The sequence below is a fragment of the Mycobacterium sp. genome (assembly GCF_044370595.1).
In the GTDB taxonomy this organism is placed as follows: domain Bacteria; phylum Actinomycetota; class Actinomycetes; order Mycobacteriales; family Mycobacteriaceae; genus Mycobacterium.
The window spans coordinates 46,856-58,270 of record NZ_JBILVF010000005.1 but is presented as its reverse complement, the minus strand read 5'-3'; the positions used below and the strand labels follow the sequence as shown (position 1 = coordinate 58,270).

The following is an 11,415-nucleotide window of genomic DNA, read 5'->3' as shown; positions in this document are numbered from 1 at the left end:
CCCCACGGTGGGCTTCGTCGCCGGGTTGCTGCGCGCCACCGCCTCCCGGCCGGCCCGATTCGGCTGCTTCGGGATGCACGAGTGGGCGATGGTGTACCGGGCCGGCACGGTGCGGCACGATGGCGTGCCACTGCGGCTGGGACGGGCGGGGACCGACGCCGTGGTCGAGTCGATGCCATTGCGCTGCAGCCATTTCGACGCATACCGATTCTTCACCGCCGCGGCCGTCCGCCGCAATGAGGCCCGGCTGACCCGTGCCGGGCAGGCTGACGCCGAACAGCCGGGCTGCCTCCACGCCACGATGGATCTGTACAAGTGGTGCTACAAGCTGGGCCCGCTGGTGGCCTCCGAGCTGATGATGGACTGTCTGGAGTTGGCCGCCGCCGCCCGCGAACTGGATATGCGCGCAAGCCCCTACGACCTGTCTGACTACGGGCTCGCGCCGGTGGCCGTCGAGGAACCCGCCGGCCGCGTCGAATATGTCCGGCGGCAGGGCGAACTCACCGCACGCGCCGCACCGCTGCGGGCGTCGCTGTTGGCGACGTGCGAGGGCTTGCTGGAAACGGCGGTGGATAGGATCAACCCACCCCACGGAGGAATTGCCCAGCGCGAATCCGCCGAAGGGCCGAGGTGGTTGGAGGACCAATGACGAACCGGGTGGTCGTGGGCAATCTGCGGGTGGCGCAGAACCTGTACGACTTCATCACCAACGAAGCCCTACCGGGTACGGGCATCAACCCGGAGAGCTTCTGGGCCGGTGTGGGCAAGGTGGTCACCGACCTCACCCCGCGCAACGACGACCTGCTGGCCCGCCGTGATGACCTGCAGACCCAGATCGACAAGTGGCACCGCAACCATGTCATCGGGGGCTTCGACATCGGCGACTACAAGAACTTCCTCACCGAAATCGGTTACCTGCAGCCGGCCCCCGACGACTTCGCCATCTCCACCTCCGGAGTCGACCCTGAGATCACCTCCACCGCCGGGCCCCAACTTGTGGTGCCCGTCCTCAACGCCCGATTCGCGCTCAACGCCGCCAACGCGCGGTGGGGTTCGCTTTATGACGCCCTGTACGGCACCGACGTCATCAGCGAAGCGGGCGGCGCGCAGAAGGGCAGCAGCTACAACATCGTCCGCGGCGACAAAGTGATCGCCTACGCCCGCCGTTTCCTTGACGACGCGGTGCCACTGGTCGACGCCAGTTACCGCGACGTGGCCCGGTTCCTCATCGAGGACGGTCGCCTCGAAGTGGTCCTCGGCAACGGCGATGTGACCGGCCTGGCGGACGCCGGCCAGTTCGCCGGGTACACCGGCGACCCGCCTTCCCCGACCTCGGTCCTGCTGGTCAACCACGGCCTGCACATCGAGATCCTCATCGACCCGAACTCCCCCATCGGCAAGACCGACCCGGCCGGGATCAAAGACGTGGTCCTGGAGTCCGCGATCACCACGATCATGGACTTCGAGGACTCGGTGGCCGCCGTCGACGCCCCGGACAAGGTTCTGGGCTACCGCAACTGGTTGGGTCTGAACAAGGGCGATCTCTCGGAGGAAGTCGGCAAGGACGGCCGCACCTTCACCCGCGTCCTCAACGGTGACCGCACCTACACGCGGCCCGACGGGACACTGTTCAGCCTGCCCGGTCGCAGTCTGCTGTTCGTCCGCAACGTGGGCCACCTGATGACCAATGACGCCATTGTCTTCGGAGAGGGACCCGACGAAGGCCGAGAGGTGTACGAGGGAATCCAGGACGCCCTGTTCACCAGCCTGATCGCGATGCACGGTCTGAACGGCCAGAACAGCCGGACCGGGTCGATCTACATCGTCAAACCCAAAATGCACGGCCCGGATGAGGTGGCTTACACCTGCGAACTGTTCAGCCGCGTCGAAGATATGCTGGGCCTGCCGCAGGGCACGCTGAAGGTCGGCATCATGGACGAGGAACGGCGCACCACGCTCAACCTCAAAGCCTGTGTGAAGGCGGCCGCCGACCGGGTGGTGTTCATCAACACCGGGTTCCTGGACCGCACCGGCGACGAGATCCATACCTCGATGGCCGCCGGCCCGATGATCCGCAAGGGGGCGATGAAGTCCCAGCCGTGGATCCTGGCCTATGAGGACCAGAATGTTGACGTCGGGCTGGCCGCCGGTTTTTCCGGACGCGCCCAAATCGGCAAAGGCATGTGGGCGATGACCGACCTGATGGCCGACATGGTCGAGCAGAAAATCGGCCAGCCCCGGGCCGGCGCCACCACGGCCTGGGTGCCGTCACCCACCGCCGCCACCCTGCACGCTATGCACTACCACTACGTCGACGTCTACGCCGTGCACGCCGACCTGGCCGGCAAGGCCCGCACCAACATCGAGCAGTTGCTCACCATTCCGCTGGCCGACCGGAACCTGGCCTGGGCGCCGGAAGAGATCCGCGAGGAGGTCGACAACAACTGCCAGTCGATCCTGGGCTACGTGGTGCGCTGGATCGACGCGGGTGTGGGCTGCTCGAAGGTTCCCGACATCCACGACGTCGCGCTCATGGAGGACCGGGCCACGCTGCGGATCTCCAGCCAGTTGCTGGCCAACTGGCTGCTGCACGGGGTGATCACCGAGCAGGACGTGAGGACTAGCCTGCGGCGGATGGCCGCTGTCGTCGACGAGCAGAACGCCTCCGACCCCGAGTTCCGGCCGATGGCCCCCGACCCGGAGGGCAGCATCGCCTTCCAGGCGGCCCAGGAGCTCATCCTGGCCGGGTCGGAGCAACCCAACGGCTACACCGAGCCGATCCTGCACCGGCGCCGCCGTGAGTACAAAGCGAGCGTGGGTCTGTAGACGATGGGCAAGCACAGCATCCCCTCGGCGGGGGAACCCAGCGGTGAGCAAGGCGAGTCCGATAGCGGCAATCCGCCGTCCGGACGGATTCGCCGGGCCGACGGTGACTGGCAGGGCCGCCGCAGGCGGATCGACGCGGGCCGCCGCGGGGTCAGCCTGGGCGTCATCGCCGCAGCAGTCGGCGTTGTGGTTCTCATCTCCGGGGTGATCCTGTGGCGTTTCTTCGGCGACGCCCTGTCGCGGCGATCCTCCGATGCCGCGGAGCAGTGCCTGCAGGGAACAGCTACGGTGGCAGTCGCCGCCGACCCCTCCATCGCCGGGATCATCACCTCCTTCGCCGAGCGCTTCGACGCCGAGGCCACGCCTATCGGCGACAAATGCGTCGATGTCGTTGTCACACCTGTTGATTCGGATGTCGCTCTGAAGGGCCTCGCCGGAACCTGGCCCGCTGAACTCGGCGAGCGTCCGGCGCTGTGGCTGCCGGCGAGTTCGGTGCAATCGGCACGACTACAGGCTGCTGCCGGAAAACAGGTGGTCAGCGACGCTCGTTCGCTGGCCATCTCACCGGTGGTGCTGGCGGTGCGCCCAGAACTGAAGAGGACCCTGCAGCAGGAGGGCTGGGCGGCTCTGCCCGGACTCCAGAACGACCCCGGCTCCTTGGATGGCCGCAACCTTCCCGGGTGGGGCACGCTGCGCCTTGCGCTGCCCGCCGCCGAGTCGGCCGACGCCAACTATCTGGTCGCTGAGGCGGTCGCCGCCGCGGCAGCGCCGCCGAACACCTCGCCTATTGCGGGGCTTCCCGCGGTGGCCGCCCTGCTGGCCGGCCAGCCGCGGCTGCCGTCTGACTCCGCCACGGCAGCTTGGGAGGCGCTGACCGCTCCTGGCGATCCGGCCGCCGCGCCGGTGCACGCGGTGGCGATGACCGAGCAGCAGTTGTTCGCCCGGTCCGGCGATATCCCCAACGCCGCCGATACGGTCGCGGAGTGGATTCCCACCGGACCGGTTCCGTTGGCCGATTACCCGACCGTGCTCCTTGCGGGTCCGTGGCTGGCCGACGAGCAGGTCGCCGGGGCCAGCGAGTTCGCCCGGTTTCTGCGCAAGGACGACCAACTCGGCGAACTGGCCAAGGCAGGTTTTCGGCCCGAGGGTGCCAGTCCGGAGGGTAACGGCGTGGTGGACTTCCCCAAGTTGGAGGCCGCGCTGCCCGCTGCCGATGACACGGTGCGCTCTGCGGTCGCCGGCGTCGTCAAACCGTTGGGCGCGACGACCACCGTCGCCCTGGCCGAGGGACTCACCGGCGTCGAAGGCGGACAGGGCAGGCTCTTCAACGTCACCGCCGCACTGCGCGATCGGATCAACGCGCTGCCACCCGACGCGGCGGTCGGACTGTGGACGTTCAACAGGCTTTACAGCGGCCCCGCCGTTTCGACCGGACCGCTGGGTGATCCGATCGAAACCCAGCCGCGCTCGGCAGTCCTCACCGGCGTGCTGGATGCCACGGCGCCGACCAGCGGAGGGGGCCTGTCCTTCACCACACTGCGCGCCGCCTACGGTGATGCCCTGCTGAATTACCGCCCCGGGCAACCCAACTCGGTGCTGTTAATCACCCAGGGCCCGCACACCGACGACGCAATAGACGGTGCGGGCCTGGAGGACTTCATCACCAAATCGCAGGACCCCAACCGGCCGCTGCCGGTCAACGTCATCAGCTTCGGTGGTGACCCGGACCGGCCGACCTGGGAGGCGGTTACCAGGCTGACCGGCGGCAGCTACCAGGAACTCCCGACCTCGGCGGCACCCGATCTGATCGCCGCGATCTCACGAATGCTGTCCTAACCCGGTCCGGACAGTCCCAGCAGAATCTTGGCTGCCGCGGCGAATTCGTGCGGCACCTCGATCTGCGGATAGTGCCCGATGCCGGGTAGTTCCATCACCTGCGCGGCCGGACGCAGTTCCCGCAACCCGTCAAGCACAGCCGTGGTCGCCACCGGATCGCCGGTGGCCCACAGGAAGTTCAGCGGCTTGGCCCAGTCCCGGACCGCGCCGTGCCAGCGCGCCGCGAACTGCACCCGCTCAGCGAGGTAGCTGCTGAGCATAGGCAAGATCCCGCGGCCGTCATCATGAGTCAGCAGCGCCCACTGCGCCGCGGACTCCTCGGCGGTGAGCGGGTGGGAGGCGCTGAACAATTTGCCGAATCCGCGGCGGAATCCCCGCGTGGTGGTCAGCCGTGCCGCCAGCGGGCCCAGCGGACCGCGCAGGATCTTCTGGATGGGCCGAAGGTTGGCCCGCTCCAGGATCACGCTGCCGTTGCTGATCACCGCCCGCCGCAGATCAAACGACAACGCGCCGGTCAGGTCGCGGGCCAGCAGTTCAGTGGCCACCGATGTGCCCATATCGTGAGCGATCAGCACCACCGGCCCAGCTGCAAGCTCGCCGACCACCGCCTCGACGATGTCGGCCTGCTCCATCAGGCTGTAGCGGTGCGGCCGCGGCTTCTCGGACAAACCGAACCCCAGGAAGTCCAGGGCCAGCCAGCCGTACTCGTCGAACCGGTCAGAGACCGCCCGGAAATCGTAAGAGCTGGAGGGGAATCCGTGCAGCATCAGGACGATGGGATCCGCTCGACCGGGCTGAGCCCGGACGAACACCCGTCCGGCCGGTGTGGATAACATCCGGCCACCGTCCCGCCACTGGCGTACGGATTCGGGCAGCGGCGTCTGCATCAACTGTGCGCGAACGCCGCCACCGGCGGGCAGGAGCACACCAGGTTGCGGTCGCCGTAGGCACCGTCGATACGCCGCACCGACGGCCATACCTTCGGCCGAAACCCCTTGCCCAGCGGGTAGGCGGCCTGCTCGCGGGTATACGGGTGGGCCCACTGCGCGGTCAACAGACAATCGGCGGTGTGCGGGGCGTTACGCAGCGGGTTGTCGTCAGCGGGCCACTGGCCCGAACCGACCTTGTCGATCTCTGCCCGGATGGCGATCATCGCGTCACAGAACGCATCCACCTCGGCCAGGCTTTCACTTTCCGTGGGTTCCACCATCAGCGTCCCCGCCACCGGGAAACTCATGGTTGGTGAGTGGAAACCGTAGTCCGCGAGACGTTTTGCCACATCGTCCACGGTGACGCCGGTGGCCTTGGTGATGGGTCGCAGGTCCAGGATGCACTCGTGGGCCACCATGCCGTTCTCCCCCGTGTAAAGAACCGGGTAGTACTCGTCGAGGCGTCGGGCGATGTAGTTCGCCGACGCGATCGCAGCTAGCGAGGCCTGGCGCAAACCGTTGGCACCCATCATCCGGATGTAGGCCCAGGTGATCGGCAGGATGGACGCCGATCCGTACGGCGCGGCCGACACCGGCGCACCGCCGGGCAATTCCGGGGCAAACGGGTGGCCCGGCAGGTACGAGGCCAGGTGTTCCCGCACCGCCACCGGGCCCACCCCCGGCCCGCCGCCGCCGTGCGGAATGCAGAACGTCTTGTGCAGATTCAGGTGGCTGACGTCGCCGCCGAACTTGCCGGGCCGGGCCAAGGCCACCAGCGCGTTGAGGTTGGCGCCGTCGACGTAGACCTGACCGCCGGCGTCATGGACCGCTGCGCAGATCTCGGCGATGTCATGTTCGTAGACGCCATGGGTGGAGGGATAGGTGATCATCAGTGCGGCAAGCGAGTCGGCATGCTCGGCCACCTTGGCCCGCAGTTCGTCGAGGTCGACGTCACCATTGTCCCGGCAGCCCACCACGACCACCCGCATACCCACCATGGCCGCTGAAGCGGCATTGGTGCCGTGGGCGCTCGACGGGATCAGACAGACGTCACGGCCGGACTGTCCGCGCTCGGCATGGTAGGCGCGGATCGCCAGGAGTCCGGCGTACTCGCCCTGGGAGCCGGCGTTGGGCTGCAACGAGATCGCGTCGTAGCCGGTGATTCCGGTCAGCCACTGCTCGAGGTCGGCGATCATCTGCCGCAGGCCGACGGCGTCGTCGACGGGGGCAAAGGGGTGTTGGCGGCCGAACTCCGGCCAGGTGACGGACTCCATCTCCGCGGCCGCGTTGAGTTTCATGGTGCACGACCCCAGCGGGATCATCGTGCGGTCCAGCGCAAGATCCTTGTCGGCCAGCGACCGCAGGTAGCGCATCATCGCCGTCTCGGTGCGATACCGGTGAAAGGCTGGATGGGTGAGGAATTCGGTTGTGCGGTGGGCGATCTCAGGACCGTCGTAGCGACCTTGGACCTCAGCCCCGAAAGCCTCCAGAACGAGCGCGACGTGGTCATCGGTGGTGGCCTCGTCACAGGACACCGACACGTGGTCGGCATCCGGGCACCAGATGTTGATACCGCGCTGACGGGCGGCATCCTGGATGGCCGCGGCCCCGCCGGGAACGTGGGCCAGCACCGTGTCGAAGAACCTCTCGTGCACAACGTCCACTCCGGCGGCGCTCAGCGCGGCGGCCACCGCGCGGGCGTGACCGTGAACCCGGCGCGCAATCTCGGTCAATCCGTCGGGTCCGTGGTAGCTGGCATACATGGCGGCCATCACGGCCAGCAGCACCTGGGCGGTGCAGATGTTCGACGTCGCCTTGTCCCGGCGGATGTGCTGCTCGCGGGTCTGCAGCGACAACCGGTAGGCCGGCGAGCCGTCGGCGTCTTGGGACACCCCCACCAGTCGGCCCGGCAACTGACGGGCGTGGCTGGTGTGCACCGCGAGGTAACCCGCGTGCGGGCCGCCGAAACCCATCGGCACTCCGAATCGCTGCGCAGTACCGAATGCGACGTCGGCACCGACCTCGCCCGGCGGGGCGATCATGGTGCAGGCCAGCAGATCGGCGCCCAGGGCCACCAGTCCGCCGCGCTCATGGGTCTGCTCGACCAGCTTCGACCAGTCGGTGATCCGGCCACTGGCGCCCGGAACCTGGGCGATGACGCCGAAGAACTCGCCGTCGGGAAGTCCGTTACGCAGGTCGGCGGTGATGATCTCGATGCCGAGCGGTTCGGCCCGGGTGGCCAGGATCGCCGCGCTGGCGGTGAACAGGTCGGTGTCCACCGCAAGCCGGTTGCACGAACCGCGGGTCGCCCGGTGCATCAAAGTCATCGCCTCCGCGGCAGCGGTGGCCTCGTCGAGCATCGAGGCATTGGCGATATCCATGCCGGTGAGGTCGGAGACCATGGTCTGGAAGTTCAGCATCGCCTCCAACCGGCCCTGGCTGATCTCCGGCTGGTAGGGGGTATAGGCGGTGTACCAGGCCGGGTCCTCCAGGATGTTGCGAAGCAACACCGGCGGGGTGAGCGTGTCGTAGTAACCCTGGCCGATCATCGACACCGCGACGGTGTTGGCCTGCGCCATGGCCCGCAGTTCAGCCAGGGCCTGATGCTCACTGATCGGTGGCGGCAGAGATTCCAGCCCCGGGGCGATGCCATGGTCATCAGCTGAGTCCAGGATCCCGGCCGGCAGCGCCTTGGCCGCCAACTCATCCAGCGAGGCCACGCCGATCACGCCCAGAATGGTGGCGAGTTCCCCCGCGTCAGGGCCGATATGGCGGGCGGCGAATGAGCTTGACGGGATCTGACCGGAGATTTCAGGCATTACAGGCACTCCTTCAGGGCGGACGCAGCCGGTTGTCGTCCCCTCCCTCTGTCGTGGGTGCCTGAGAGATTCGGCGGGATGCCTTTCCCCGTGGGCGGGTGCCGCGGACGTGTGCCGGTCACCACTTTCCAGAGGCATCGTGTCCACGCACGGTCCGGGGGCCTGAGAGGTTGACGGAGAGGTGTTGCTCCTTCGGCGTCCGCGGCTGGCTGTCGCGAAACTCTCCCGTGCGAGATCGATACAGGGCCGAGTTTAGCCGCCCGGCATCGGAATCACGAACAGACCCAAACCGCGCCGAGACGCCCGCACAGAGCGTTGTGCATCTGGTCGCCCGCAGGTTCGCGAACCGCTCAGCCGATCTTGCGGTCGCGGTTCTTGCGACGGGAGGCCAATTCGTCTTCCGGGGCGGCGATCGACTCGCCGCCGTCGGCCCGTTCGCCCGGGAAATCGGCGATGGCGCCGGTCAGTTCACGCATCGCCCCGCTGACGGCGATGCCGAACACACCCTGGCCGCCCTGCAGCAGATCAACGACCTCTTCGGCGGAGGTGCACTCGTAGACCGTCGTGCCGTCGGAGAACAGCGTGATGTTGGCCAGATCCTGAACGCCGCGTTGCCGCAGGTGATCGACGGCGACCCGGATGTTGTGCAGCGAGATGCCGGTGTCGAGCAGTCGTTTGACGATCTTCAGCACCAGGATGTCTTTGAACGAGTACAACCGCTGACTGCCTGATCCGGCGGCGCCGCGGATCGACGGAACCACCAGGGACGTCCGTGCCCAGTAATCCAGCTGTCGGTAGGTGATCCCGGCGATCTGGCAGGCACTGGGCCCCCGGTAACCGACCAGTTCGTCAGGGACCGAGTCATCGGGGAAGAGTCCGCCCTGCACGGGTGGGCTCACTGGGGCCACGGCCATCGGAGGCACCGGATCCTCGTAACGGGCGGTGGGGACAGCGAAATCCAGCTGCTCCTGACGTGGCTCGTCACCCACGATGCTTCCTCTCGCCAATTCAGCCTGCCGCCCGCCGACCGCGCGTCGCTCGCAAGTGACCTGAGCATACGCCTGCCTTTGGGTGGTCGTGGCTCCTGCCGCAACCTTCAGTCGCATTCGAAGTATGTGCGCCCGGTGAGGACCTGCGCGGTATCCGATTGGCGTGTCGGCGCAGCCATGACACAGATGAGACGCATCCGTGATCTTGACTCAGGTGGCCTTGAAATCGTCCGGGGAGATGCTGTCGAGGAACTCCTTGAACTTCTCGACCTCGTCCTCGCGGACGGTGCCTGCCGATTCCTCGTCACTCTCATCGGGTATGAGCAGACCAGCCTCGTCGAGAACGGCCTCCTCGACGTAGATGGGAACACCCATCCGCAACGCGATGGCCACCGAGTCCGACGGCCGCGCCGAGACCCGGATGTCGTGATCGAAAATCAGGTCGGCGTAGAACGTGCCTTCCTGGAGGTCGACGATACGGACCTCCTTCAGCGAGCGCCCAAGCGCGCCAATGACATCCCGGAACAGGTCGTGGGTCAGCGGCCGGGCCGGCTCGACGCCTTGCTGTTCAAGGATGATCGCGTTGGCCTCGTTCGGCCCGATCCAGATCGGCAGGTAGCGATCACCGGCGGTCTCGCGCAGTAGCAGGACCGGCTGATTGGCGGGTTGTTCGACGCGAACCCCGACCACCCGTACCTCACCCATACGCGGACCTCCGGCTACTCAAGCAGTCATCGGCGAGTCTAGTCCTCAGCGATCCAGAACGTCGCGCACCGCAGACTTGATCAACGAGGTGTGCAGCGTTATGGCCAGCGCCGCTACCTCACGGGCCAGATCATCGGCCCGGTCACGCGCGCCGGTCCGGCCGGCCTTGCCCACCGGCCCGGCGATCTGGGCGATCAGATCAGACTGCCGGTCGGCTGCCGAGCGGAAGGCCCGCAGGTGGCGCGGTTCGACGCCGTACTCAGCCAGAGCGGCGGCGCACTGGGCGATGGTGACGGCGTGTTCGTCGAAGAAGCCGCCGGGGCCGGTGGTGATGACCCCGGCCCGGCACAGGGCGGTGATCAGTGGGGCCGGTACACCGGACATGTTCAGCAGATCCTCACGGCTGAGCCGGGTCTGGGTGGGCCGGATCTGGGTGGGCCGGGTCGGTGCAGGTGCCCCGGCGCCGCGGGCCGGTTCGCCGCCGTCGGTCACCGGCACCAGCCGCGGCGCCGGGTAGGCCAGCGGCAGTTCGCCGTCGGGTTGAGCGTCGAGTTGAGCCTTGATGACTTTCAGCGGCAGATATTGGTCGCGCTGAGCGGTGAGGACGAACCGCAGTCGGGCGCAGTCATAAGCGGTGAATCGTCGATATCCCGAAGGACTTCGCTGGGGGGTGACCAAGCCCTCCCCTTCCAGGAACCGGATTTTGGAGATGGTCACATCCGGGAAATCCGGCCGCAGCAGGTCCAGCACCGCACCGATCGACATGCCGGCCGCTGCGGGACTATCGGGCGCGGTCACTGGCGTTCGGCACCGCCGTTGCCCCTGGGCCCGGTCAGGAACACCAGGCGGAACTTGCCGATCTGCACCTCGTCGCCGTTGGCCAGGGAGGCCGAGTCCACCGGCTCGCGATTGACATAGGTGCCATTGAGGCTTCCGACGTCGACGACCTGGAACTCGCCGCCGTCAGACCGGAACTCCGCGTGCCGACGGCTCACGGTGACGTCGTCGAGGAAGATGTCGGAGTCCGGATGCCGGCCCGCCGAAGTGGTCGGCTGGTCCAGCAGAAATCGCGAGCCCGCGTTGGGGCCGCGCTTGACCACCAGCAGGGCCGCGCCCACCGGAAGGCCTTCCACCCCCGACACCGCCTTCTCGGCAGCCGGACTGACCGGTGCGTCGAGGTCGTTGAGGAAGTCCGCGCGGAACACCGAGGTCGTCTCGACCGTCACCTCGTCGGAGTGGTCGTCAGATCCTGATGGCCAGTCCTTCTCCGTCACCCGCTACTCCTCACTGGCGGCTTGTGCCGCTTATGTT

General features: G+C 67.4%; 8 protein-coding genes, 1 pseudogene and 2 riboswitches. Of the genes and pseudogenes, 3 read left to right on the top strand and 6 right to left on the bottom strand.

Annotation, left to right across the window (positions count from 1 at the left end):
- From ADBZ5N_RS01615 to ADBZ5N_RS01605, 3 genes and pseudogenes are all read left to right on the top strand, one after another.
- Nucleotides 1-649 (top strand): annotated as a pseudogene (locus tag ADBZ5N_RS01615) (3-methyladenine DNA glycosylase); the annotation flags it as partial.
- Nucleotides 646-2,826, top strand: a complete 2,181-nt coding sequence (locus ADBZ5N_RS01610) for a malate synthase G (RefSeq protein ID WP_526255741.1) — start codon at nt 646-648, stop codon at nt 2,824-2,826. The pseudogene ADBZ5N_RS01615 and the gene ADBZ5N_RS01610, both read left to right, overlap by 4 nt.
- 3 nt (nt 2,827-2,829) lie before the next feature.
- Complete coding sequence (locus ADBZ5N_RS01605) at nt 2,830-4,662, top strand: vWA domain-containing protein (protein WP_526255740.1); 1,833 nt, start codon at nt 2,830-2,832, stop codon at nt 4,660-4,662.
- On the opposite strand, the gene ADBZ5N_RS01600 is transcribed toward ADBZ5N_RS01605, so the two are convergent.
- The 6 genes from ADBZ5N_RS01600 to garA form a co-directional block, all read right to left on the bottom strand.
- A complete protein-coding gene (locus ADBZ5N_RS01600; protein ID WP_526255739.1) occupies nt 4,659-5,498 on the bottom strand; it encodes an alpha/beta fold hydrolase in 840 nt (279 codons plus the stop codon). The genes ADBZ5N_RS01605 and ADBZ5N_RS01600 overlap by 4 nt on opposite strands.
- A 50-nt stretch (nt 5,499-5,548) precedes the next feature.
- Nucleotides 5,549-8,410 (bottom strand): aminomethyl-transferring glycine dehydrogenase, encoded by a 2,862-nt coding sequence (gene gcvP / locus ADBZ5N_RS01595; RefSeq protein WP_526255738.1) that lies wholly within the window; start codon nt 8,408-8,410, stop codon nt 5,549-5,551.
- Nucleotides 8,411-8,448: 38 nt separating this feature from the next.
- Nucleotides 8,449-8,550: riboswitch (glycine riboswitch) on the bottom strand.
- A riboswitch (glycine riboswitch) is annotated at nt 8,551-8,648 on the bottom strand.
- A 112-nt stretch (nt 8,649-8,760) separates the two neighbouring features.
- Nucleotides 8,761-9,399: a MerR family transcriptional regulator gene (locus ADBZ5N_RS01590; protein WP_526255737.1), complete on the bottom strand. Its 639-nt coding sequence runs from the start codon at nt 9,397-9,399 to the stop codon at nt 8,761-8,763.
- A gap of 210 nt (nt 9,400-9,609) precedes the next feature.
- Complete coding sequence (locus tag ADBZ5N_RS01585; RefSeq protein ID WP_526255736.1) at nt 9,610-10,104, bottom strand: bifunctional nuclease family protein; 495 nt, start codon at nt 10,102-10,104, stop codon at nt 9,610-9,612.
- A 45-nt stretch (nt 10,105-10,149) separates the two neighbouring features.
- Nucleotides 10,150-10,902: a transcriptional regulator FtsR gene (ftsR, locus tag ADBZ5N_RS01580; protein ID WP_526255735.1), complete on the bottom strand. Its 753-nt coding sequence runs from the start codon at nt 10,900-10,902 to the stop codon at nt 10,150-10,152.
- Nucleotides 10,899-11,378: a glycogen accumulation regulator GarA gene (gene garA, locus ADBZ5N_RS01575; protein ID WP_526255734.1), complete on the bottom strand. Its 480-nt coding sequence runs from the start codon at nt 11,376-11,378 to the stop codon at nt 10,899-10,901. The genes ftsR and garA overlap by 4 nt, the downstream gene beginning before the upstream one ends.
- Nucleotides 11,379-11,415: the final 37 nt, after the last annotated feature.